Origin of the sequence: Candidatus Thiodictyon syntrophicum, assembly GCF_002813775.1 — a bacterium.
GTDB classification, from domain to species: Bacteria; Pseudomonadota; Gammaproteobacteria; order Chromatiales; family Chromatiaceae; genus Thiodictyon; species Thiodictyon syntrophicum.
Genome location: NZ_CP020370.1, coordinates 2,605,104 through 2,630,931, shown reverse-complemented (window position 1 = coordinate 2,630,931; position 25,828 = coordinate 2,605,104). Strand labels below are relative to the sequence as shown.

Genomic DNA, 25,828 nt, shown 5'->3' with positions numbered 1-25,828 from the left:
CCGGGAACCAGGTCACAATTTCAACTGCAAACTTGGAAAAATTGCTGGGTTTCGACTAAGCTTTGACGGTCGCTTCCCAAGCCGCCGCGCGTCCCCCATCGGACCTCGGCCGCGCCCGCCCCCAGACGGCCTCAGGCCGCGGCCGGCCCGGTATCCCCAGCCGCCCCCGCGCCGCTGCCCCCCCGGAAACCGTCCCCAGTCGCCCCCTGTTGCCGCCCCGTCGCCGGGTGTCGGTCCGCGCGCGCCGCCGGAGGCGACGGTCGATGCCCGACCGCCCACCCCGCGCACGGGGACCCGGCCGCGCATCCGCGACGCGCCGCGCACCGAAACAACACTGGGATCAATGATGAACACCGCCCCCCCCCCCCGGCACCCGCATCGGTAGACTCCTGACCGCCCTCGCGGCACTCCTGCTGCTCGCCGTCGGCCTCATCTCGCTCGCCCGCGGCGGGACCGACACCGCGGCCCTGTCGGTGAAACTGGTGGACGGGCTCAGCCCCGCCGCGCAGGCGGCGGTCATCGCCCGCCACGGCGCGGCCGAGCAGTCGGCGGTCGCTCCGCTGCGCCTGCATGTAGTGGAGGTCCCGGCCGCCGACCTGTCCCAGGCCCTGCAGGCGTTCGGCGCCGATCCCCAGGTGGAGAGCGTCGAGGCGGTCAAGACCCGCCGCGCCGAGTGGCTCTCCAATGACGCCTGCGTCGCTGACCAGTGGTCGCTCGCGCGCATCGGCTGGCCCGCGGTCTACAGCACCCTGACCCCGACCGGGACCGCGACGGTCGCCCTGCTCGATACCGGGGTCGAGGACACCCACCCGGATCTGGAGGGGCACCTGCGCCCCGGCACGTCCTTGCTTGACGGCGGCGACGGCCTCACCGACCCCGCCGGTCACGGCACCCAACTGGCGGGCCTCCTCGCCGCGGTCGCCGACAATCAGCAGGGCATCGCCGGGGTCGCCTTCAGTGGTGTCACGGTCCTGCCGGTCACGGTGCTCGACGCCGCCGGGGTTGGCCAGGACAGTGCCATCATCGCCGGCATCGTGTGGGCCGCCGACCACGGGGCCGATGTCATCCTGATGGGCTTCGGCAACCCGGACGACAGCGCGCACCTGCAGGACGCCATCGACTACGCCTGGTCCAAGGGCGCGGTGCTGGTGGCCGTGGCCGGCAACGCCGGGGCGACGACCCCGAGCTACCCGGCCGCCAACCGCGCCGTGATCGGTATCGCGGCCAGCGACCAGGCCGACCGCCTGGCCGATTTCAGCAGCCGCGGCGGCGCCATCTTCCTCGCCGCCCCCGGCACCGAGCTCGCGACCACCGACCGCCAAGGCGGCTATTGCACGGTCAGCGGCACCTCCCCCGCCGCGGCCCTCGTCGCCGGGGCGGCGGCCCTGCTCAAGGCGGCCGAGCCGACCCTGACCAACGGCCAGGTCCTGGGCCGCCTGGCGCGCGGCGCGGCCCCGGTCGCCGACCCGCAAGAGGCGCCCGACGCGGGCTTCGGCCGGGTCGACCTGGCGGCGGCCCTGGCCGACACCGGGACCGATGAACTGGCACCGCTGGAGGCCCTGGCTGGGGTCTACGGCTGGCCCACGCCCGCCGCCCTCGCGGCGGCCGAGGAGGCGGCGGCGCCGGCCGCCGCGGGGGCGACGGACCCGGCGGGCGGCCCCGCGCCCCTGGCCCCGGCCGACACCCCCACCGACACCAGGGCCGCGGCCCAGTCGGCGGATTACACCGCCGCGAGCAGCGACCCGGTGCTGCCGGACGCCCCGGTCGATAACTTTCCGGTGACCGACGGTCAGGTGAACGCCGCGGCCGTGGACAGCGCGACCGGCATCACCTATATCGGCGGCGAATTCGGCATGGTCGGTCCCTACACCGGCCACGGCACACCCATCGACACCGCGACCGGCCAGGTCAGCGCGACCTTCCCCACGATCAGCGGCACCATCTATTCGGCAGCCGCCGACGGGGACGGGGGCTGGTACATCGGCGGTGCCTTCACCAGCATCAATGGTGTCGCCCGCGATCACGTCGCCCACATCAAGTCGGACGGCACACTTGACGCCGCCTGGGCCCCCAGTGCCAGCTACATCGTTCGCGCCCTGGCGGTGAGCGGGCAGATCGTCTACGCCGGGGGGGATTTCCTCACCATCAAATGGCACGCCGCGCAACCATCTGGCGGCCATCGCTGCCGACGGCACCCTCACCGACTGGAACCCCAATGCCAACGGCAACGTCATGGCCCTGGTGGTGAGCGGGACGACCGTCTACGCCGGGGGTTATTTCACCAGCGTCGGCGGCACCACGCGCAATCGACTCGCCGCCATCGGTACCGACGGCACCCTCGCCGGCTGGAACCCCAATGCCAACAGCACCGTCAGTGCCCTGGCGATGAACGGGACGAGCGTCGTTGCCGGGGGCTATTTCAGCACCATCGGCGGCACCACCCGCAACCGTCTGGCGGCCATCGCTGCCGACGGCACCCTCACCGCCTGGAACCCCAATGCCAACAACACCGTCAGCGCCCTGGCGGTGAGCGGGACGACCGTCTATGCCGGGGGTAATTTCACCAGCGTCAGCGGCACGATGCGCAGCCATCTGGCGGCCGTCGCTGCCGACGGCACCCTCACCACCTGGGACCCCAATACCAACTGGAACGTTTCCTCCCTGGCGGTGAGCGGAACGACCCTCTACGCCGGGGGCCAGTTCACCAGCATCGGCGACACGACACGCAACCACCTTGCCGCCTTTGAGACCAGCACCGGCGCCCTCACCGCCTGGGACCCGAAAGCCAGTGGCGAGGTCTCCGCCCTCGCGGTGAGCGGCACGACCGTCTACGCCGGGGGTGCGTTCACCACCATCGGCGGCACGACGCCCCGCATCCGCCTCGCGGCCATCGATGCCACCAGCGGCACGGCCACCACCTGGAACCCCAATGCCGGCGGCACCGTTAACGCCCTGGCGGTGAATGGCCCCGCGCTTTATGCCGGTGGGTACTTCAGCACCGTCGGCGGGATCCCCCGCCCCATGCTGGCCAAGTTCCAGCCCTCGCTCGTCACCACCACCACGGTCGCGGCCACCCCCAACCCCGCCGCGTACGGTGCCGCCGTCACCCTCACCGCCACCCTGTCCCCGACCACCGCCACCGGCAGCGTCACCTTCAAGGACGGCACCACCACGCTCGGCACCGGCACCCTCGCGGGCGGCTCCGCCACCTATGTCACCAGCGCACTGACGGTGGGCAGCCACGACATCACCTCGGTCTATGCCGGGGACACGGACTATAGCGGCTCCACCTCCGCCGCCTACACGCTGACCATCGGCAAGGCCGACCAGACCATCAGCTTCGCCAACCCCGGGTCCCAGGTCTACGGCACCAGCCCGACCCTGAGCGCCACCGCGACCTCCACGCTGGCGGTGACCTTCACCTCGACCACCCCCACGGTCTGCACCATCACCACCGGCGGGGTCCTGACCTTCACCGGCGTCGACAGTTGCACCATCAATGCCGACCAGGGCGGCGACGCCAACTTCAACGCCGCGCCCCAGGTGACGCAGACCTTCACGGTCGCCAAGGCCAACCCGAGCGTGACCACCTGGCCGACCGCCGACACCATCCACTACGGCCAGACCCTGGCCGATTCGACCCTCAGCGGCGGCACCGCCACCCCGGCAGGCGGCTTCGCCTTCACCGCCCCGGGCACCGCCCCGCCCGTCGGCACCGCCAGCCAGGGCGTGACCTTCACGCCCACCGACACCGCCCACTACAACACCGCGGCCGGCACGGTCAGCGTGACCGTGGACAAGGCCGGCAGCACCGCGCTCCTGGTCGCCGATCCCAATCCCGCGACCCTCGGGCAGTCGGTGCAACTGACCGCCACCGTCACCGCGGCCGGCGGTACCGGTACCGTGACCTTCATGGACGGCGCCGCGACCCTCGGCAACGGTCCCCTCAGCGGCGGGACCGCCACCCTGAGCACCAGCGTTCTCACCGCCGGCAGTCATAGCCTCAGCGCGGTCTATGCGGGCGACGACAATTACCAGGGCGCCACCTCGCCGGCCCTGACCCAGGTGGTGCAGGTGCCCGTCACCATCGCCACCAACCCGGCGGGCCTCACCGTCACCGTCGATGGCACCGGCCACCCGGCCCCCTATAGCACCGCCTGGACCCCGGGCGCCAGCCACCAACTGGCAGTGCCCCAGTACCAGGGCGGGGCCGACGGGACCCGCGCGGCCTTCGGCGCCTGGTCCGACGGCGGGGCGCTCAGCCACACCGTCACCGCCCCGTCCGCGGCCGCCACCTTCACCGCCGCCTTCGCCACCCAGTACCAACTGACCACGGCGGCCGCGCCCGCGAGCGCCGGGCTCATCGCCCCCGCCACCGGCGGCTGGTTCGCCGCCGGGACCACGGCGCCGGTGACGATCTACCCGGTTGTGGGATATGCCGTCGCCTCCTGGACGGTGAACGGCACCACCACCGAGACCGCGGTCAACACCCAGCCGGTCCTCATGTCCGAACCCATGAGCGTCACCGCCACCCTGGCCGGCGCCCAACCCGAGCTCACGGCCGGCGTGAGCAGTGCCCGCACCGGCACCAAGCCGATCCGGACCTGGACCCTGACCCTCACCAACCGCACGACCGGCACCGGTCCGGCGCCGAGCCCGCGCTTCGACAGTCTGACCCTGACCCAGACCTACCCCGCCGGCGGCCCCACCTGCACCCCGGCCGTCGGGACCCTGCCCACACTCACCGGCCCCCTGGCCGTCGGCGCGACCCTGAGCGGAACCGTCGGGATCGACTTCACCGGCTGCACCGCCGGCGCCCGGTTCCAGGCGACGCTGCGCTACTCCGACGGCGGTCGTGCCGCCGGCCTCAGTACGCTGAACAACCAACCCCAGTAACCGCCCCCCCGGCGCCGCACCCGGCGCCGGGGACCCTCGCCATTCACCCTTGGAGGACGCCGCCATGACCCGGAAACGACTCGCGACCCTGACCTTCTCGCTGCTGTGCGCGGCCGCCCTCGACGCCCGCGCCGCCGTGGTGGAGTTGACCCTCTACGACGGCACCGACCCCGGCGGCGCCCTCCTGGGGCAACCGGGGCAGACCGTCGGCTGGGGTTTCAGGCTCGTGAACAACAGTAACCTCTATTGGCTGCTGGTCAACAGCACCGACTACGCCCGCGGCGGCGGCGCCCCGAACATCGGCAGCTATACCGACATTTATGGCCCCAACGCCGCGGCGGGCATCGCCCCGAACGGCGGCTTCTTCCTGTCCTATTACAGTCCGACACCGGGGACCGGGCTTGGCAGCTATCAGATCGGCGACCTGATTCCCGTCGGGTCGACGACCTGGGGGACCATTGAGTTGACCTACGATTTCTGGGACGGCGATCCCAACGATGTGGGAGAACCGACCGGCGACGGTGGTATCGTGACTGCCAACGCTTCCGTCACGGCCATCCCCGTCCCCCCAAGCTTGGCCCTGGTTGCCCTCGGGCTCCTGGGGCTGCGCCGGCGCCGCGCCGTCGGCTGACCGCCCGGCCGCGCGGGCCCGATGCCGGACGGGGCATGCGCCCCGTCCGGAAGGTTTCGGGACCTTTCCGCGGGCACGGCGCCGGCGGGTGATCCCTAAACGTTCGGGACGGGGTTGGAAACCCCGTCCCGCACGGAATCGCTACTGCGTCCCGGGGCCGGACGGCGCGGATTGGTCCGCCAGCAGATAGTCCTGCCGCGCCTGGTAGCCCACCACTGCCATCAGGTCAAGCCTCACTTCCAGTCCGGCCCGGCCTGGGAGCGCCGCACCCCAGTGCGGCGCGATCCCGCAGATAACCCCGGCGATGCGGGTTGACCAGCGGCCGCGCCGCACTGGGGTGCGGCGCTCCCAGTAGCCGTTGCGGCTTCACTCAAGTGACCTTGCCCACGGCGTCGAAGGTGCGCACGGCGCACCCTACGGGCGCGAAGAAATCTCACTTGGCGTGAGAACCGCTACCGGATCATCGCGCAGGCCCGCGTGTTCCGGCCGTCGGCAGAGGTGCCGGGGCCGGGACCCGGACGCGTCCGACGCGGTTCGGCGATGGCGGCTTGGGTCATGGGCGTCGACCAGGATCAGTGCTGGAGTATCTTGGACAGGAACAACTGCGCCCGCTCCGAGCGCGGGGTGCCGAAGAAGTCGCTCTTGGCCGCGTCCTCGACGATGCGCCCATGGTCCATGAAGATCACCCGGTCGGCGACCTTGCGCGCGAAGCCCATTTCGTGGGTCACGCACATCATGGTCATGCCCTCGGTCGCCAGCTCGACCATGACATCCAGCACCTCATTGACCATTTCGGGGTCGAGCGCGGAGGTCGGCTCGTCGAACAACATACAGATCGGGTCCATCGCGAGCGCCCGGGCGATGGCGACGCGCTGCTGCTGACCGCCGGACAGGGCGCCGGGGTACTTGGCGGCCTGGGCCTTGAGGCCGACCCGATCGAGCATCTTGAGACCGCGGGCCTGGGCCTCGTCTTTAGAGCGCCCGAGCACCCTGATCTGCCCGATGGTCAGGTTGTCGGTGACACTCATGTGCGGGAACAGCTCGAAATTCTGGAAGACCATGCCAACGTGGGAGCGCAGTTTCGACAGATTGGTCTTGGGATCGGCGAGCGCAGTCCCGTTGACGATGATGTTGCCCTGCTGGATGGCCTCCAGGCCATTCACGCAGCGGATCAGGGTGCTCTTGCCGGAGCCCGAGGGGCCGCAAACCACCACCACCTCGCCCTTGTTCACATGGGTGGTGCAGTCGGCCAGCACCTGAAAGGCGCCGTACCACTTGGAGACCTGCTCGATCTTAATCATGCTCATGTGGCAAACCTCTTCTGCAGTTGCCGCACCAGGAGCGATGCGCCGAAGCACAGGACGAAATAGACGGCGCCGGCAAAGAGCACCAGTTCCACCAGGCGTCCGTCGCGATCACCGACCTTGTAGGCCGCGCCGAAGAAATCCGCCAGGCCGATGACATAGACGAGCGAGGTATCCTGGAACAGGATGATCGCCTGCGTCAGCAGCAGCGGCAGCATGTTGCGGAAGGCCTGCGGCAGCACCACCAGGCGCATCGTCAGGGAGTATGGCATACCCAGCGCATAGGCGGCGTTGACCTGGCCCTTGGGTACACTCTGCACCCCGGCGCGGATGATCTCCGCATAATAGGCGGACTCGAACAGCGCAAAGGCGACCAGGGCCGAGACCATACGGATGTCGCTCCCCGCAGCGACGCCGAGCACGTCCGAGAGCAAGGCCGGCACGATCAGATAGAACCACAGGATCACCATCACCAGCGGCACGGCGCGGAACAGGTTGACATAGCCGGCGGCGAGCCAGGCCAGCGGGCGAATCGCCGACAGCCGGGCCAGGGCGAGCAGGGTCCCCCAGACGATGCCGACAACGATGGCGGTCAGGGTGATCTCGAGCGTCACCAGCATCCCGTGGCCCAGGATCGGCAGGGCACCGAGGATCGAACTGAAGTCGAATTCGTACATCACTTGCCCCCGATGGTGCCGGGTATCCGGGTCCGGTGCTCCAGCCAGCGCATACCGAACATCACCGCGACATTGATGAGCACATACATCAGGGTGACGGCGATGAAGGCCTCATAGGCTTGGGCGGTGTAATCGACGAGTTGCTGACTCTGACGCGACAACTCGATCAGCCCGATCGTCGAGGCAACCGCCGAGTTCTTGAAGATATTGAGAAACTCAGACGTCAGCGGCGGCAATATGAGACGCAGCGCGCCCGGCAGCAGGACATAGCGATAGGTCTGGGGCAGGGTCAGACCCAGGGCCAGCCCGGCCGCCCGCTGCCCGCGCGGGAGCGAGCCGAGGCCGGCCCGCACCTGCTCGCAGACCCGCGCCGCGGTGAAACAGCCCAGGCACAGCAGGGCCGCGAGGAATTGCTGCGTCAGCGGGTCAGTCTGCTTGATGGCATCCCCCCAGGGTCTCGGCAGCAATTCCGGGATGACGAAATACCAGGTGAACAACTGGACCAGCAGCGGCACGTTGCGGAAGGCCTCGACATAGGCCGCGGCCAGCCGCGACAACCAGCGGTTCGGCACCGTGCGCAATACCCCGAGCAGGGTCCCCAGGAGGAAGGCGATGACCCAGGCGCCCAAGGACAGCATCAGCGTCCATTGGAGACCTTGCAGCAGCCAGTCGAGATAGGTCGCATCGCCCGACGGGGTCGGGCTCAGGAAGACGGCCCAATTCCAACTGTAGCTCATGGATAGGCCTGGTCATTGGGATTGGCATAGAGCTTCTGCATTTCCGCGGAGAGCGGGAAATTCAGGTTCAGCCCCTTGGGCGGGATCGGCGTCTCGAACCACTTGGTATAGAGTGCCTTCGCCTCGCCGCTCTTCTGTAACCCCGCAATGGTCGCGTCCACCAGTTGTTTGAATTCGGGATCATCCTTGCGCATGACGCAGCCGTAGGCCTCCAGGGATTGCGGCGTACCCACCACGACCCAGTCGCCCGGGCGCTTGGCCTTGGCCAGCTCACCATAGAGCAGTGCATCGTCCATCATGAAGGCGACCGCGCGGCCGGTCTCCAGCATCAGGAAGGACTCGCCGTGATCCTTGGCGGAGACGATCTGCATCTTCATGTTCTTGTCTTCGTTGAGCTTGCGGATCAGCCGCTCGGAGGTGGTGCCGGCCGTGGTCACCACGGTCTTGCCGGCGAGGTCGGGAAAGTCCTTGATGCCGGAATCCTTCCTGGTCAGCAGCCGGGTGCCGACGACAAAGATGCTGTCGGAAAAGGCGACCTGCTTCTGACGCTCGGCGTTGTTGGTGGTCGAACCGCATTCGAGGTCGACGGTACCGTTCTGGATCAGCGTAATCCGATTCTGGGAGGTCACCGGATTGAGTCTGACCTTGAGTTTCGGGAGCTGCAACTCGCGCTTGATCGCATCCACGACCTTGAGCGCGATCTCCTGCGAATAGCCGATGACCTGCTGCTTGTCGTCGTAATAGGAGAAGGGGATCGAGGATTCCCGGTGACCCAGGGTGATGGAACCGGAGTCCTTGATCTTCGAGAGCGTTCCAGTCTGCTCTTCGGCCTGGACGAAACCGGCGAGCAGCGCGCAGCCGAGCACCGCGGTGGCGAGACGGGGCAGTTTCATAGGGTAGCTCCGGGGGGGGTGGGATGGGGCGCGAACGAACAGCGCTGACCACCGGCGCCGAGGCCGGAGCTTGGCGGCTTGCTCTGCCGGGGGATTTTGACCGACTGAGCGACGGTACGCCAGGGCTTTTCGCGGTCGGGGAATGCGCCCGCTCCGCCCGGAGCCCCCGTAGGGTCCGCTGCGCGGACCAGCCACCGCGCGTCAACCGGCGGTCCGGATCTTCCCGCTTGCAAACGCAGGCCCCGCGTGCAAACTGAAGCCCTCGACGACTGAGGACCCTTGAGCCATGAGCAACATCCCCGCCCGCGCGCCCAAACCGGAGCAAGGCCCCTTTCACGCGGATCAACTGCGCGACGGGGACCGCTATGAACTCTCCCAGGGCCACCCGCTCTACTGCGCCCCCGCCGGACCCGAGCACGCCGCCGGCAATCTCACCGGCGCCGCCGTGCTGGGCAGCGACCCGGACGTGGAATGGGCGGGGGTCGATGCGGGCTTTTCACCCGAACCCGGGATGCTGCGCGCCCCGGATGTCGCCATCGCCGCCCCCGGCGCGGAGCGCGGCTGGATTCGCGCGGTGCCGCCCCTGGCACTCGAATATGCCGCCCGCGGCCAGGACGAGAAGGACCTCCAGGCCAAAATCGCCGAACTGATCGGCCACGGCACCCGCCTGGTCTGGGTGGCACGCCTGACCGGCCCGCGCCGCGTGGAGGTCTATGAGTCCGGGCAACCGATGCGGGTCGCGCACCCCGGGGAAGACCTGAGCGCGCCCGGCATCCTGCGCAACCCGGTGCCGGTCGACGCACTCTTCGACCGCACGGCCAGCCACCGCGCGACGCTGCGCAACCTCTTGCAGCGCTTCGGCTATGCGGACCTGGAGGCAGTACGCGCCGAAGGGCGCGACGAAGGGCGCGACGAGGGCCGCGACGAGGGCCTCGCCGCGGCGGTCCTGAACCTGCTCGCGGGACGCCGCATCGCCGTGGACGCGCAGACCCGCGCCCGTGTCGCGGCCTGCCGGGACAGCGCCCAACTCGATCGCTGGCTGCTGGCCGCGGCCAGCGTCGATCAGGCCGAGCGAATCTTCGACGACCTTACCGAGGGGTGAATGACGGCGACGCCTGAGTTGCGTGCAGACGATGGGCATCGCTCTCGCTCTGCCCATCCTACGGGGATACTCACCCGATCGCGGTGTGGCGCGGGTGCAGACTAAGCGACCGGGACCAGCGCGAGCCCCCGCGCCAAGTCGGCCTCGATATCGGCCATGGATTCGAGCCCCACGGCGACCCGGACCAGCCCCTCACCGATGCCCGAGGCAGCGCGCTCCTGCGGGCTCAGGCGGCCGTGGGTGGTGCTGGCGGGGTGGGTGATGGTGCTCTTGGTGTCGCCTAAATTGGCGGTGATGGAGAGGAGCCGCGTGGCGTCGATCAGGCCCCAGGCACCGGGGCGCGCGCCGCGCACGTCGAAGGCGACGATGCCGCCGCCGCCGCGCTGCTGCGCACCGACCAGGTGGTGCTGGGGGTGCTCCGGGCGCCCCGGATAGTAGACGCGCTCCACCCCGGGTTGGACGGCCAGCCAGTCCGCGAGCCGGGCGGCGCCGCGGGAGTGGGCCTCCATGCGCAGTTCCAGGGTCTCCAGTCCCTTGAGGAAGACCCAGGCGTTGAACGGGCTCAAGGTCGGCCCGGCGGTGCGCAGTACCCCGTAGACCTCCTCGCCGACCCGTTTGCGGTCGCCCACCACGGCGCCGCCGACACACCGGCCCTGCCCGTCCAGGTACTTGGTGGCGGAGTGGATAACCAGATCCGCGCCCAGTTCCAGCGGGCGCTGCAGGGCCGGGGTACAGAAGCAGTTGTCCACCGCCAGCAGGCAGTTGCGGCGCCGGGCCAGTTCCGCCAGGGCGCGCAGATCCACCATCTCGGTCAGGGGGTTGGACGGGGTCTCGCAGAACAGCAGGCGAGTCTGCGGGCGGATGGCCGCGTCCCAGGCAGCGAGTTCGCTCAGGGTGCAATAGCTGGTGGCGATGCCGAAGCGGCTCAGGTACTTGTTGAACAGCATCGTGGTGCTGCCGAAGAGGCTGCGCGAGGCAACGATATGGTCCCCGGACTGGAGCAGCCCCATGCAGACGGCCAGGATGGCGGCCATACCGGAGGCGGTGGCGACACAGGCCTCCCCGCCCTCCAGGGACGCCAGCCGCTCCTCGAACGCGCGCACCGTGGGGTTGGTGAAACGGGAATAGATGTTCCCCGGGCTGTCGCCGCTGAAGCGCGCGGCGGCCTGTGCGGCGCTCTCGAAGACGAAACTGGAGGTGGTGAAGATCGGCTCGCCGTGCTCCCCCTCGCCGGTGCGGCGGTGGCCGGTGCGCACCGCACGGGTGGCGAAGCCGGGTTCGCCGGCGGGATCGCGCCGGGAGTCGGCGCCGGGTTCAAGGTCAGGCGGAGTTGTTGTGCAGGTCAATGACGGTCTCGTTGTGCTGGGAGCGGGCCTCTTTGGCACTGTCGTTGCGGTTGTCCTCCAGGTGTCGGAGGTAGCCGGGGGTGACGTCCCCGGTCACATAGTCCCCATCGAAGACCGAGCAGTCGAAGCGGTCCACATGGCTCTTGCCCCGCTTCTGGACCGCCTGGATCAGGTCGTCCAAGTCCTGATAGATAAGCCCGTCGGCACCCAGGAAGTCCGCGACCTCGTCCGTAGTGCGCCCGTGCGCCACCAGTTCGGTCGCCGAGGGCATGTCGATGCCATAGACATTGGGGAAGCGCACCGGCGGCGCCGCGGAGGCGAAATAGACCCGATTGGCCCCGGATTCGCGGGCCATCTGGATGATCTGCTGCGAGGTGGTGCCGCGCACGATGGAGTCGTCCACCAGGAGCACGTTCTTCTTCTTGAACTCCAGGTCGATGGCATTGAGCTTCTGGCGCACCGAACGCTTACGGACCTTCTGTCCGGGCATGATGAAGGTGCGCCCGATATAGCGGTTCTTGATGAATCCTTCCGAATAGGGCAGACCCAGATGGTTGGCCAGTTGCAGGGCGGCGGTGCGGCTGGTATCCGGGATCGGGATCACGACATCGATATCCTGGCCCGACCACTCGCGCCGGATCTTGGCGGCGAGCCGCTTGCCCATGCGCGAGCGCGCCTTGTGAACCGAAATATTGTCGATGATGGAGTCCGGTCGGGCGAGATAGACGAACTCGAAGATGCAGGGCGAGAGCAGCGGCGAGTCCGCACATTGATGGGTATAGAGGGTGCCGTCGACGGCGATGAAGACCACCTCCCCCGGGGCCACGTCGGCCACCAGGGTAAAGCCCAGGGTGTTCAAGGCCACCGACTCCGAGGCGATCATGTACTCGACGCCCTCGTCGGTGTCGCGGCGGCCGTAGATCAGCGGGCGGATGCCGAAGGGGTCGCGGAAGCCGAAGACGCCGAAGCCCGGGATCATGGCGACCGCGGCGTAACCGCCCCGACAGCGCCGGTGGACGCCGGCCACGGCACGAAAGACGTCCTGCTCGTCGATGCGCAGTTTGCCCTGAACCTGCAACTCGTGGGCCAGGATGTTGAGCAGGACCTCGGAGTCGGAGTCGGTATTGATGTGGCGCAGGTCGTCGACGAAGAGGTCGCGCTTGAGATCCTCGGCATTGGTGAGGTTGCCGTTGTGGGCCAGCACGATGCCGTAGGGAGAATTCACATAGAAGGGCTGGGCCTCGGCCGAGCCGGTAGCCCCGGCCGTGGGGTAACGGACATGGCCCACCCCCATGGTGCCGCGCAACTCGATCATGTTGCGGGTGCGAAAGACGTCCCGGGCCAGACCGCTGTCTTTGCAGAGGTGGAGCTTCTCCCCCTCGCAGGTCACGATCCCGGCTGCATCCTGACCGCGGTGCTGGAGCACCAGCAGGGCGTCGTAGAGCGATTGATTGGCCGGACCCTTACCGACGATGCCGACGATGCCGCACATGGGGACCTCACTCGCGCGTCCGCGAACAACGGACACGGAAGGACGGGGAACCGGCCACGCTACCCGAGAACAGGCCGCGTTGCAACCCCGCTCAGACCTTCTTCAGTTGATCCTGCAGCGCGGGAGGGACCAGACTCAGGAGCCAATCGGCGGCCTGTTGGCACTGCGCGATCACCGGTGACTCCTGCCACCAGGTCTCGTCGGCCAGGGGGGTAAGGCTCGCCAGGAAGACCGCCATGGCCACCAGCACGCCGCCGCGCGCCGCGCCGAAGAGCAGCCCCAGGACGCGATCGACCCCGGAGAGACCGGTCTTGTCGACCAGGGCGCTCAGCAGCGCACCCAGGATGGCCCCCAGGATCAACACCACCAGCACCAGCAGGACGAAGGCGACCCCCAGGCGCACGCCCGGCTGGGCGATAAAGGGCGTCAGGGTCTCGGCGAACGGCTTGTAATAGAGATAGCCGACCCCGATCGCCGCCAGCCACACGGCCAGCGACATGACCTCGCGGATCAGCCCCCGCGCCAGTCCGACCAGGGCGGACAGGAAAATGACCGCAATCACGGCCGCATCGATCCAGTTCATTTCAGTTCCCCGGCACGGGCGCGCCTGTGCGGCCCTTGTGGATAGCGCTTATGGATAGCTCTTGATCATCGGATCGACCTTGTGTTTCTCACGCAGCCGGGCGACCGTCTGCTCGGCCTGGGCGCGCTCCAACTGCGGCCCCACCTGGACCCGATAGAAGGCCCGGCCGTTCACCTCGGCCTTCTCGGTGAAGGCGGCAAAACCGTCCGCACGCAGTTTGCCCTCCAGTTCCGCCGCACCCGCCTGGTTCGGGCTGCTCGCGACCTGGATCACCCAGGAGGGCATCCCGGCGTTGGCGCCCGGGGCCGGCGCCTTGCCGGGCTTGCCCGCCGCCGGGGCGACGGCGGCCGGGGTCTTCGCGGCGGCGCCCGCCGCAGGCTCGGCTGCACCGGCGGCGGGACGCACCGGTTCCCCCGGCGGCGGCAGCGCCAAGGGCTGGGAGACGGTCGCCCCCGACTCCGGGAGCCCCCCCACACCCGAGTCCTGCGGCCCCAGAAAGATCTCGGTCTTCACCGCCGGGTCGAAGGGCGGCGGGCGCGGGATGGACTGTTGAATCGGCGGCAGACCCTCCAGCGACTGCGGCTCGAACAGCATGGGGACGAAGATCACCGCCAGGGCGACGATCACCACCGCCCCGATCAACCGTTGTTTGGCACCTTCTCGCATCACGCCTCGACTCCGCGGGCCGCGCCGCACGGCACGAACCGAAAAAGGGTGTTAGTCCGTAAAGGGACGCAAAAACCGCTCGCCGCGGGGCACCATCACCGCCTGCCGGGTGTTCGCGCCGCGGTCGATCGCAGGGAACCACCGGCGCCCCAGCGCCCGGCGCCTAAGTATACCAGCATGAGGAAAACTCACCCGCCCCTGACGCGCAGCGCCTCGCCCACCGTGGTGAATGAACCGAAGACCAGGACCGCGTCCCCCGCGACCGACGCCGCCAAGGCCGCCGCCAGCGCCGCCTCAACCGTCGGGAGCACCGTCGTACCGGCGTCCGGCAGGACACCCTGCAGCCGCTGCGCCAGCAGCGCCGTCGGCATGGCGCGGGCGTCCCCGCTCGCCGTCAGGTACCAGGCGTCCACCAATGGGCACAGGGGCCCGGCCATCGCCTCGGGCGCCTTGTCGGCCAGCACGCCGAACACCGCCCGCACCTTGCCGGGGCACTTGAAGGCGCGCAGATTCTCCGCCAGGGCCAGGGCCGCCTCCTGGTTGTGCGCCACGTCGAGGATCCAGTTGACCTCCCCGGGGAAGACCTGGAAGCGGCCCGCCAGGCGGGCGCGCCCGAGACCGACACGGATGGCGCTGATCGGCACCGGGAGCCGTGCGCGCAGACCGCGCAGGGCCGCGATGGCCGCGGCGGCATTGTGGTGCTGAAAGCTCCCGCGCATCGCCGGGGCCGGCAGCGACAGGCGCTCCCCGTCCGGCCCCGACCAGACCCAGCCGCCGCCCTCCGGGGCCGCCGCGCAGCCCAGTTCCGCGCCCACCTGCAGCACCCGGGCACCGAGCGCCAGGGCCGCCGCGCGCAGGGCCGCGGGGGCGTCCGGCTGGCCGATCACCGCCGGGCGGTCGGCGCGGAAGATCCCGGCCTTCTCGCCGGCGATGAGTTCCAGTGTCTCGCCGAGCCAGGCGGTATGGTCGTGGCCGATGGAGGTCACCACCGAACAATCCGCATCGATCAGATTCACCGCATCGAGCCGCCCGCCCAGCCCCACCTCCAGGACCACCAGGTCCGGCGCGGCGCGCACGAAGAGGTCCAACGCGGCCAGGGTGCCGAACTCGAAATAGGTCAGCGGCACGGCCCCGCGGGCCTGATCCACGCGGGCGAAGGCCGCGCACAGCAGCGCATCGCTCACCTCGGCACCAGCGATGCGCACCCGCTCGTTGTAGCGCAGCAGGTGCGGGGAGCTGTAGCAGCCGGTGTTGTAGCCGGCCGCCTGGGCCATGGCCTCGATCAAGGCGACGCAGGAGCCCTTGCCGTTGGTGCCCCCGACCGTGATGACCGGGCAGTCGAGCCGGGCGGGGCCCAGCCGCGACCAGACCTCGCGCACACGCGTCAGGCCGAACTCCATCCGGTTCGGGGTCAGCGTGCCCTGCCAGGCGAGCCACTGGTCCAGGGTCCACAGGTCAGTCGGGTACATGGTCACGGGTGAAATCGGGCCTCGCCTCGCCTTGGGGGTGGGGATTGTGCCACGGGTCGGGGGTTGCGCCAAAGGCGGGGTTGCGGACCGAGGCCGCGCGTGGTCCTGGGGCCTCGCGCTGGAAGACACCGCACAATGCCGGACGGGGCATTCGCCCGCTGCCGTTAAGTTAAGCGTCGCAGCGCAAGCGTGTGGAGTCCAAGGCTTCAGCCTTGGATCGGCAGGCCAAGGCTGAAGGGACCGGCCGCTCCCCGGCGACTGCCTCAATCTGGACGGCAGCCACTCCTGGTTTCCCGCCGACACCATCGATGACACCCTGCGCGGGCGCACCGCCCGCCTGGACCTGCACCCCACCGGCCCCCTCTGGGGCCGCGGCGACCCGCCCAGCCAAGGCGACGTGGCTCTGCTCGACGGTTTGCCGCGTCAGCTCGCGACCTGCGGGGCCGAACGCAAGGCCACCGCCGCGCTGCTCCACCAACCACCAGCCTGCCTTACTCAGCATCGAGCCTTGCCTTCCGTCCTTACCATGTCTAGAATTCCGGCCATATCCGGTCGCGGGTGGGTGAATTTCCTGCCCGGACCCGTATCCGTTCTCTGTAACACAAGCGCGGGAGTCAAGTGTGCCGCGTCTGCGGCGCGGACAGGGGGCTGTCAGGCGTTCTGACGATCGGGCGCAGAGACGCCCCCGCGACGCCCCCTCGGAGGCAAGAAGAAACGACTGGCGACTGTCGCCGCGCCCGTGGCCGTTCGGCCGCCGGACCTTGTGGCCGTATGCCTGCTCCCAAGTTAAGGATGTCCACATGAGCCGATGCACGCGCTTGTTTGCCGCCTTCCTGGTCGCTTCCGCCGGCACTGGTCAGGCCTGGGCGATCGACATCGTGAACGGTGATTTCTCCGCCGGCCCTGGCGGCCTCGCCAATTGGCAGACCGTCGATACGCTTGTCGATTTCACCGTGCTTGCGCCAAGCGGATACGTGTCGGCAGCCGGCGGGGTAGCGGACCTCCAGACTCCCGGGTTTGCCTCCGGTGTCGTCATGGTGACCCTTTATCAGGCAATCGCGATCGGCCCGACGGCGACGACCTTGACCTTTGACCTCGGGCTCGCGCCGGGGACCGGCGATGCGGGGGGCAGCGGCACGGGCGTTCCCGACTTCTTGCAGGTCTCCTACGTCGATGACCTCGATTCTGCCTACGACCACCGGTTCGTCGCGGTCGACATCAACGGATTCTACAATCCGAATACCTTTGTCCCGCTGATCCTCCCGGATCTCGGCAACGGGCTCTCCCGTTTCGCCACCGGCATCGCCGACCTCGCCGGCAGGACCGGCACACTCTATTTCGACTTGAACGAACTCGACGACGGGCTCTACTCCACCGCGCTGATCGACAACGTGCGCATCGATGCCGCCGCCGCGCCCGCGCCGGGCACCTGGATGCTGCTGGCATTCGGGCTCGCCGGTGCCGGGGCGAGCCGCGCGCGCAACCGACAGCGCGCGTGACCGATCCGGCCGCGGGGACGAACCAGCCCCAGGTCAACTGACCGGCTGCCGCCCGACGACGCCGGCGCCGCCAAATTCGTCGCAATCGGGCCGGCGACAATGCGCCCGATCCGAGACATTGCCGGGATCGGTATGCGCCGACCTCAAGGGGGCGGGCGATCCGCTCGGCCCGGTTGTATCCAACGTTGCAATAGGGATCCGGTCATGATCTACGCGCACAGCAGATGGTATCGGGCGGTCGTCTGGTTGGTGGTCGTCGTGTTCTACGCGGAGCTGGTGAATCCGGCGTTTTTGGGGTATCCCCCGCCACAGGTGCCGGTTCAAGGTCACGGGGGATGGATCACGCAATCCGGGCACGCGGTGCGCTCGGTTGCTCAACGGCTCAGCGACGTCGTGGTGCCGGCGGCGCGGGCGGACGAGCCGAATCCCGAGCCGGACCCGCTCCTGGCCGCAAGCCCGGAGTTCGACCTGGCCGACCCCTACCTGGTCCAGAAGGCCGACGCGCTGGGGCGCGATCCGCAGCGGATCTTCGCCTTCGTCCGCGACGAAATCGGCTTCGAGTCCTACACGGGGTCACTCCGCGGGGCGCGGGGGACGCTCTGGAGCAAGGCCGGGAACGCACTCGACAAGTCGAGCCTGTTGATCGCCCTGCTGCGGATCTCAGGGGTTTCGGCGCGCTATGTGCGTGGCGTGCTCGACCCTACGTCGGCAAGACAGTTGATCGCGTCAATGTTCCAACCATCTCCATACCGTGTTCTGGGCTTTGTTCCCGAAAGCGCGGAGGTGGCCGACCCCGTCAATGATCCCAGCCTCATCCACGAGGCTCAAGCGCATTTCTGGGTTGAGTTGGAGGACAACTCTGCATTCTTAACCGCCGATCCTTCGTTCCGGGACAGTATCCTGGGAAAGAGTTATGCCAACCATGGCGGCTCGTTTGACAAAGTACCGACGGATCTGCAACACAAGGTCACCGTTCGGATCCTTGCAGAACGTACGCAAGGTTTGCTCACGGCCGCTGCTGGGAATGAACGTATTCCTGTGTTTGAAAAAAACTTCTCGTCCGCCGAATTGGTTGGTCATCCGTTATCAATATCCCATTTCATCAACAGCTCCGGTTCCGCGAGTCTTTTCGGCACCATCATTTCTCATACCTACACGCCTTACGTAACCATCGGTGACGTCTTCCAAAATGCCGCAGACGACACCGTCATTACCGGCGATAGTTATCAAGAGCACTCCGGGGTACTGGGGTTTGGAAGCGCATTTGTTGACCATTTGGTTCTCGACCTCACTCTCGCTCGCCCCAATGGAGGCCAAGAGACGATATCCAGGGTTCTGGCGGGGCGTAACGCCAAGCCCGCGGAACAGCCATTTCTTCTTCGCAGCGACGTGTTCACCCTTGATGTGGAATCGGCGTTCATCAACGATGCCGCTCCGGCTCTACGTGATGCTCAAGAACGATTGGCAACATTGTCTGACTCAGTAGACACATTAAAAACGTCACTGGCTGGACGTGAACTATCCGATTTGACGCAAGAAGAACGGCTTACCGCCTCCGAACTTGAACGACAAACCGCTGCCATGTTGGCCACCAATGCACATAAGCTGGCGCTGGAGGTTTCCGACCTAAGGAGTCATTATGCCGACCTGCAATCTCGCTTGACGCTGGTTAAAGCCTATTTGGATGGTCCGCGAGCATTATTGATATCGCAGGCGGCGGATGTTCTTAATGGAGGGCGCCTCGGTTTGCGCCTCGATTATCTCAATAACAGCATCCACTCCCTCGCCTTCCCGCAACAGGCTACTTACGCTGTCAAGGGCTTCGCCCTTTTGAATAGTTCTTACGATACATCAATCGAGGAGATTGCCCTTGGGCTTGCCAACGATAGCCGCATGAGCGTCGGGCGAGTTTTCGCGCAAGCGAAAGCCAATAACGTGGGTTTTCTGTCTATTACGAATGCTGAACGTCACTTGATCGATGGTGGAAATTTCTCTGAGCAAGCGAAGCGCCATATGTCAGCGGCAATTGATGCCGGCAGGCACATTATTGTCCCAAGCCGAATGATCGAAATGCCGACGGGAGAAATGACGGTCGGGTGGTATGATTATGATCCGCAAACCGGAGTAATCATCGATACGATGGAGGATGGCGGGCATACAGCCATGATAGAGTATGGTATATTGGGTTTTACGGTTGGTTTTCTTTATGGATTCGCTTTCTGGTCGGGCACGCTTGAATTGCAATCCCTAGTCAATACTGGGCTTTCTTCCAAGTGCCACTTTGAAAGCGCTGAAGAGTTTAATCAGTGCTATTTTCAAGCACGGCAAGATCTCTGCCAAGCGTGGTCGACCCCTGATGCTGGTTTCGGCATGGGCCTTTTGGGAGCCGGAGGTACTTTAACACTTCTTCTTGACGCGGAATTGAGTGCGGTGCTCGGAGGCGCTATAACAGGAGTTTTTCTCAGTCTAAGTGGGCTTCTTGCTGCTTGGGATCCGCCCGTCCCGCCAATGCTCATTGGCGACCTGTCGGAAACGCCTTTGGAAGCTTCCGCCGCAGTGAGTCTGCTACCGGAGACATTGCTAACTCAACGTGAAGACTCTGGATACCTTCCTTCCCTATATCGACTCTACATCCGCAACGAAGGTGAAAGCGGACAGGCGTTTACCGTCGGGGCACATATCGATGGCGGGGGATTTGACGTTGTATCAAGTCTCGATGCAATCACTATTCCTGCCGGGGAGACCGGGGTTGTCGGCATTATGTTGAATCCGGTTGGAGAGGTCCCATCCGCAGGCACTAAAATCCCATTGAGCGTCACAGTAGAAGGCGAGTCTGGATTGTCCGAGGTGGTAACATCGGAGTTCATTGTTCCCGAGGTCAAAGCAATCTCGCTGCAAACGCAGGAGAATGCGAACACGGGTATTATCTCGGCTGTCCTTGGTTCTGCACTGACGGTTCCGTTCAGTGTCAGGGCAGTGGGCAACACCAAGGTAACCGATATTCCCATGGCAATCGATGCGCCGCGGGGGGTATTGGTGTCTGGATTGCCGGAAGCGGTTACGGTTGACGCCGGCGCAACGGTCATATTTCCGCTCACCATAGAAGCGACAGAAGAAGTGGAGCGAAATGTTCCTCTCACCATCGGCATTAGTGCAACGTTCGGACAAAATCTCAATGGTGATCCGTATGTGGCGAGAAGCAACATTACGGTTGTTTTCAGGTCGCAGGCGATAAAGGCGGTAGACGATGCGGCCTCTGCGATATCGGGGCTTGCAGGCCGGGAGGGGGTCGCCGAGGGCCTGCCTCAACTCGTCTCCGACATCGCCCAGACCCTGTCCCAGATCGAGACCGATACGAGCGACCCGCGCCTTTTCGAGCGCCTGAAGTTTCAGCTCAATAGGCTCCAGGTGCAGTTGCCCCCGGCGGTCCTCAGCGGGCAAACGGGGGCCGAGTTGGGGTCTTTGATCGCCGCCGCAGCGAGCCGGGACGGCGATGCGCTGCTCGGCTCCATCGCGGCCTTCATGGGGCATCTCAGGTCCGATCTGACCCAGATCGCCGAGCACAGCTTCAAGCTGGCGGTGATGCCGCGCAGCGTCGAACTGTCGCCGGGCGGGACCGGCGCTTTTGCCCTGCGGCTCGAGAACAAGGGCAGCAAGCCCACGACCATCCACTTGGCGGCCCAGGGGCTGCCGGCACAGATTCAGGCGGGCTTCAGCCGCGACCAGGTGACGATGGCGCCCGGCGAGATACTCGACGCCGGCAGCCCGGACGCGGTGACGCTGAATCTCACTGATACGGGGGTAAACAGCGCCACGGACATCTTTGCCGTGACGGTGGCGGCGAGGTCCGACGACGCGGCGGCCTTTCCGCAAACCGACACCGTGCATGTGGCGGTCCGCACGGCGGTGTGCGATGTGGTGGATGTCGCGATCACGCCGAACATCGTCAACGAGGCGGAACTGGTCAACCTGGCGCGAACGCTGAACGGTGTGCGGGCGACCGCGAGCAGCGCGTATGGCGGGTATCCGACGACTCGGGCTATCGATGGCAGCAAGAATACTTCGTGGTTCACGGCAGTCGGTGATGCGGCCAACAAGGGCAGAACGCCGTTCTATGAGATTGAGCTGCCGGAGAGCGCGGTCGTTCGGGAACTGCGAATGTCCGGTAACCGGCAATATGCCAACGGGTATGACTTCAAGGCCGGTATCTTCGATCTCATCGACGCGGGCGGCAGAACGCTCTGGAGCAGCGGCGTGGTGTTGCTTCCCGCTCCCGAACGCGACCTGACACTCCCCATCGGGGACACGTCCGGGGTGCGGAGAATCCGTTTCACGGCGACGGACGACGAGAATACCCACTCCGGATTCTCCGAGCTCGAGGTCCTGGGACTTTTCCCGATCACGGCCGCGGAGCAGGTGCAGGTGAGCGCACGATTGAACAACGCGGCGAATCTGGCGCGCAGGGTGACGGCACGGTTCACCGTGCTGGATGGGAGCGGGCAAGCCGCATTGCCCCCGGTCGAGGTGCCGGTCGACCTCGCGACCGGTTCGCAACCCACCGTTGTCCAGACCACTTTGTCGTCGCTTGGCGCGTTGTCCCGGGGTCTCTACCGGGTCGCCGTCGAGGTGTTCGATCAGGACGGCGGGGCGGTGCCAGGCCGGTCCGCGTACTCGGTGTTATACGTCGGGGTGCCGGTCCGGGCGCAAGCTGTCGCTGATCCTGAATTTGTACCCCCGGGCTCGTCCAACGTGGATACCTTGATCACCGTCTCGCGGCCGGGGATCGCGAAAGGATCGACAGGCGTGGCCTTCACCGGTGAGATCCAGGCGACCTTCACCGAATTCACGCCGACGGGCGCGACCGTGACGGGCGTTGGGACCAGGAGCTTTACCTGGGGTGCGGGGAGCCCACCGAGCGGTTTCGTTTTCCAGGCGTTGCCATTCTCGGGAGAGTTTGAGCAGATCGTGTCGTTCGGAACGCTCGACTACTACAACGGCACGATTTCCAATCCCGCGGACAAGGTCACCCTGGAGCTTGTCGTTACCCTGACGGAGCCCGTGTTCGTCAAGAAGGTGTTCACCTACGAGCTTTCGTTGATCAACACGGCGAACACGGATGATCCCGAGGCGAGTGCGGACTACGTTTATCTACCCGATTCATTCGCGGGCGTGACGTTCACGGTGAACGGGACTCAGTACACCCTTGAGTTTCTCGGCTTCGGGGCACTCGACAACAATGGATTCGTCACGACGATCGACCAGTTCCATGTGTACGAGAACGCCGGCGCACACGCTGAGCTGCTCGGGCGGGTGACGGCCAGCTTCCCGACCACGCTGGATGTGACGGTCGAGCATGGTATTGCGGTAAGCAACTATTCAGTCCTGCTGGAGTCCGCCGATCCGGCGTTCGATTCGGGCAGCCCCACCGGCATCCGGTGGACCGATCACCGGGAGGCGGATGACCCGAGCGCGCCCTCGTTCCGCGTCGCGGGGACCGTGCCGGGGCTGCTGCCGGGAGAGGTCAGGGAGATCAGTCTCGGCACCAATCTCGATGTGACGATGGCGATCTCGGATGGGGACGATATCGCGGCACAGGTGGACTTGCCGCCGGTGGTCGTCGTCGCCAACCATCTCCTGGGCCTGAGTCCGCCCACGGCCACGGTCGCGCCTGGGGGGTTTGTCGAGCTGACGGTCTCGGTCGACAATCCGTTGGACGAGGCGGCGACATTCGATTTGTCGGTCATTGGGCTGGATGCCGCGTCGGTTGCGCTCGTGGATTCGGTGACCGTGCCGGCCCGGACCAAGACCAGCGAGACGCTGCGGATCGGGGTATCGCGCTACGAACCGCCGGGTATGCGCAGGTTCAGCGTCGTGGCCAGATCCGCGCCGGGTTGGGCGGACCAAGTGACTGGACAGATCGAGGTGCTCGATGTCCCACCACCGTCCCAGGATCCGCAAACCCTTTCTGTCGGCCTGACGCTGACGCCGGAAGCCGCCACCGCAGGCCAGGGCACACCGGCCAGTTACAACCTGCGCCTAACAAACCTTGGGGACAGGACGGGCACCTTCGATCTATCGGGCGCTTTCCCGCCGGGGTTTACCGGCGAGCTTTCGGCGCGGCAGTTGACCGTGCCCCCGGGACTCTCGAACTACAGAAACCTGGCGCTCACGGTGACACCGCCGGTGGGAACGGATGCCATGGATTACCCGTTCACGCTGCGCGCTGTGGCGGCGGATGACGCGGGTGTTTCCGCAACGACTTCGGGTGTGATCAGCGTGTCGGACTCGGGCGTGGTCGTGGATCTGAATCCGACCTCGGGCAGCCCTACCGACACCTTTCAAGTGACTGTGACCAACACCGGCGAGGCGCAGGACAGCTTCGACCTGACGCTGGGCGGACCCCTGGCGCCGGTGGCCACACTCTCTCAACAGCGCCTCACCCTTGCCGCCGGGGCATCGCAGACCCTGAGCCTGACCCTCGGCCCGGTAGGTTTCGCGGCGGCCGGGGTGCTCCGCGTCACCGTGATCGCGACCTCGCGGGGCGACACCAACGTGCATGACGAGGCGACGGCCCAGGTGACCATTCCGGCCACCCGGGGCCTCGATGTGGCCTTCGACCCGCGGCAGCAAACACTGCCGGAGCCGGGTGGGGCGAGCTTCCGGCTCATGGTCCACAACACTGGCAATACTGAGGGTGCCTTCCAGGCGGTCATCGCCGGTACGACCGGTCCGTTGAGCGGGAGTCTGACCGGGCTCGATGGCCAGTCGACGCAAAGCATCGGGAGCTTCCGTCTGCCGGGGCTGACCACGGGGGCGATCGTTCTCAATGCCGAGCTTGCCCGGCGTGGGAGCGGCACGGCGACGGTGCAGGTCATTTCTCTCGACGACGCGGCGCTCCAGGCGGCGGACACTGCCGAATTGGATACGGTCAATGTGCCGCCGGTTGCCGATGCGGGCGTTGACCGTCGCGTGCCATTCGGGTTGGCGATCACGCTCGACGGCAGCGCAAGCGATGACCCCGACGGGAGGCCCGCGCCGCTGACCTACCGCTGGTCGCTGCTTGAGAAGCCGGCGGCGAGCAATCTGACCGATGCCGAGGTTGCCGATGCAGATCAGGTTATAGCCGGCTTCACGCCGGACGCGCGCGGCCTGTTTCGCTTCGGGCTCAGGGTGAACGATGGCCAGGACAGCGCGTCGGACGAGGTGCGCATCGAGGTGCTGAACAATCCGCCGGTGGCTAATGCGGGCGCCGATCGCAACGTCGAGACCGGGCAGCCGGTGACCCTGGACGGCAGCGGCTCCTATGATCCGGACCAGGATCTGATCACCTTCGACTGGCGCATCGAGTGGGCGCTCGACGCCAAGCCGCTCGCGAGCCAACTGACGGATGCGGGAATTCTGAACCGCACCGAGCCGAATCCGACCCTGACCCCCGATGTGGATGGCGACTATGTGCTGCGGCTCATCGTCAGCGATCCCTGGGCCGACAGTGAGCCGGACGACGTGACGCTCAGTGCCCACACCACCAATGTGCCACCGAACGCCGAGGCCGGCCCTGATCAGGACGTGTTCGTGGGTAACACCGTGAACCTGCTGGGCGGCGGCAACGATCCGGACCATGGACCGGCACAGGCCCTGACCTACCGGTGGACTTTTGCGAACAAGCCGACGGCCAGCCTGCTCAGGGACGGCGATATCGCGGACCCGGATCAGCCAGGGGCGACCTTCATCCCAGACCTGGAAGGCACCTATCAACTGCGCCTGACCGTCTTCGACGGCGCGGACAGCGGCAGCGACGATACGGCGATCAGAGCAACCATCGGCAACATCCCGCCGGTCGCCGACGCGGGTGCGGATACGACGACGGCGCTTGGGCAGGAGGTCCGGCCATCCGGATCGAACAGTCAGGATCCGGACAATGGACCTCAACCGCTCCGCTTTGCCTGGGTCTTCGTCTCAGTACCACCGACGAGCGGGCTCACGAGCGGGGACATCGCCGATGCCGATACGCCCACGCCGAGCTTCGTGCCGGACCTCGTCGGCCAGTACGTACTCCAGCTCAGGGTCGACGACGGCCGCGACCAGACCAGCGACAACCTGATGGTGACGGTCACGCCGGCGCTGAGGTTCCAAGATGTGACGGGGATGGTGCAGATCGGCCGGTCGGCGGCCCGCAGCAGTCTGGACCGCCGCACGGGACGCATGACGACCGCGGTCGATATCAGCCTCACGAACCGGTCGAGCACGATCATCGGGGCGCCCCTTGAAGCACGGGTCCTGGCAAGCACGAGCGGCATCGCTATGCCAACGGCGACCCGGACGCGGGCTGACGGGAGCTTCGTCTTCGACCTTGCGGGTCTGGCTCCGGGCGGATCGCTGAAGCCGGGAGAGACGATAACCTTCCCCGCAACCTTCGTGTATCCCTCGAACCTGCGCTTGGGCTATCAGGTCCAACTCTTCGGCATGGCGCCGTGACAGAGCGGGGTCGGCACTCGGAATGAGTGCCGAGATGGCCCCGACGCTCCATCGCCGG

General features: G+C 66.8%; 14 protein-coding genes and 1 pseudogene. 6 read left to right on the top strand and 9 right to left on the bottom strand.

All coding sequences use genetic code 11. The annotated features are described in order from the left end of the window. Positions 1-473: 473 nt before the first annotated feature. The 3 genes and pseudogenes from THSYN_RS37250 to THSYN_RS11025 all read left to right on the top strand — a co-directional run. Positions 474-1,418, top strand: a pseudogene (locus tag THSYN_RS37250) (S8 family serine peptidase); the annotation flags it as partial. Between the two features lie 826 nt (positions 1,419-2,244). Then, the gene (locus THSYN_RS11030; RefSeq protein ID WP_172965263.1) at positions 2,245-4,896 is read left to right on the top strand and encodes a beta strand repeat-containing protein; all 2,652 of its coding nucleotides are present in this window, start codon (positions 2,245-2,247) and stop codon (positions 4,894-4,896) included. Between the two features lie 64 nt (positions 4,897-4,960). Further along, positions 4,961-5,527, top strand: a complete 567-nt coding sequence (locus THSYN_RS11025) for a hypothetical protein (protein WP_100919188.1) — start codon at positions 4,961-4,963, stop codon at positions 5,525-5,527. Between the two features lie 572 nt (positions 5,528-6,099). Here the strand turns inward: THSYN_RS11025 and THSYN_RS11015 are convergent. The 4 genes from THSYN_RS11015 to THSYN_RS11000 are packed head-to-tail and all read right to left on the bottom strand — an operon-like array spanning position 6,100 to position 9,138. Beyond that, on the bottom strand, positions 6,100-6,834 hold the full coding sequence (locus THSYN_RS11015; protein WP_472297476.1) for an amino acid ABC transporter ATP-binding protein: 735 nt from the start codon (positions 6,832-6,834) through the stop codon (positions 6,100-6,102). Continuing rightward, positions 6,831-7,508: a glutamate/aspartate ABC transporter permease GltK gene (gene gltK, locus THSYN_RS11010; RefSeq protein WP_216644729.1), complete on the bottom strand. Its 678-nt coding sequence runs from the start codon at positions 7,506-7,508 to the stop codon at positions 6,831-6,833. Before gltK ends, THSYN_RS11015 begins: the two co-directional genes overlap by 4 nt. Further along, on the bottom strand, positions 7,508-8,245 hold the full coding sequence (locus THSYN_RS11005; RefSeq protein WP_100919185.1) for an amino acid ABC transporter permease: 738 nt from the start codon (positions 8,243-8,245) through the stop codon (positions 7,508-7,510). The genes gltK and THSYN_RS11005 overlap by 1 nt, the downstream gene beginning before the upstream one ends. After that, a complete protein-coding gene (locus tag THSYN_RS11000; protein WP_100919184.1) occupies positions 8,242-9,138 on the bottom strand; it encodes a glutamate/aspartate ABC transporter substrate-binding protein in 897 nt (298 codons plus the stop codon). The genes THSYN_RS11005 and THSYN_RS11000 overlap by 4 nt, the downstream gene beginning before the upstream one ends. A gap of 286 nt (positions 9,139-9,424) precedes the next feature. On the opposite strand from THSYN_RS11000, the gene THSYN_RS10995 reads away from it, so the two are divergent. Then, positions 9,425-10,240, top strand: a complete 816-nt coding sequence (locus THSYN_RS10995) for a Uma2 family endonuclease (RefSeq protein WP_100919183.1) — start codon at positions 9,425-9,427, stop codon at positions 10,238-10,240. A 101-nt stretch (positions 10,241-10,341) separates the two neighbouring features. On the opposite strand, the gene THSYN_RS10990 is transcribed toward THSYN_RS10995, so the two are convergent. The 5 genes from THSYN_RS10990 to folC all read right to left on the bottom strand — a co-directional run bounded on the left by THSYN_RS10990 (position 10,342) and on the right by folC (position 15,796). Next, complete coding sequence (locus tag THSYN_RS10990; RefSeq protein WP_100919182.1) at positions 10,342-11,586, bottom strand: O-succinylhomoserine sulfhydrylase; 1,245 nt, start codon at positions 11,584-11,586, stop codon at positions 10,342-10,344. Then, the gene (gene purF / locus THSYN_RS10985; protein ID WP_100919181.1) at positions 11,561-13,078 is read right to left on the bottom strand and encodes an amidophosphoribosyltransferase; all 1,518 of its coding nucleotides are present in this window, start codon (positions 13,076-13,078) and stop codon (positions 11,561-11,563) included. Before purF ends, THSYN_RS10990 begins: the two co-directional genes overlap by 26 nt. Before the next feature lie 91 nt (positions 13,079-13,169). Further along, entirely contained in the window at positions 13,170-13,661 is a 492-nt protein-coding gene (locus THSYN_RS10980) for a CvpA family protein (RefSeq protein WP_100919180.1), read from the bottom strand. Positions 13,662-13,709: 48 nt separating this feature from the next. Next, positions 13,710-14,327, bottom strand: a complete 618-nt coding sequence (locus tag THSYN_RS10975; protein WP_100919179.1) for an SPOR domain-containing protein — start codon at positions 14,325-14,327, stop codon at positions 13,710-13,712. Positions 14,328-14,515: 188 nt separating this feature from the next. After that, positions 14,516-15,796: a bifunctional tetrahydrofolate synthase/dihydrofolate synthase gene (folC, locus tag THSYN_RS10970; protein ID WP_100919178.1), complete on the bottom strand. Its 1,281-nt coding sequence runs from the start codon at positions 15,794-15,796 to the stop codon at positions 14,516-14,518. Between the two features lie 818 nt (positions 15,797-16,614). Between folC and THSYN_RS10960 the strand changes: the two genes are divergently transcribed. Continuing rightward, the gene (locus THSYN_RS10960) at positions 16,615-17,295 is read left to right on the top strand and encodes a hypothetical protein (RefSeq protein WP_100919176.1); all 681 of its coding nucleotides are present in this window, start codon (positions 16,615-16,617) and stop codon (positions 17,293-17,295) included. Between the two features lie 204 nt (positions 17,296-17,499). Continuing rightward, on the top strand, positions 17,500-25,770 hold the full coding sequence (locus tag THSYN_RS10955) for a choice-of-anchor K domain-containing protein (RefSeq protein ID WP_157817600.1): 8,271 nt from the start codon (positions 17,500-17,502) through the stop codon (positions 25,768-25,770). The last annotated feature ends 58 nt before the right edge of the window (positions 25,771-25,828 follow it).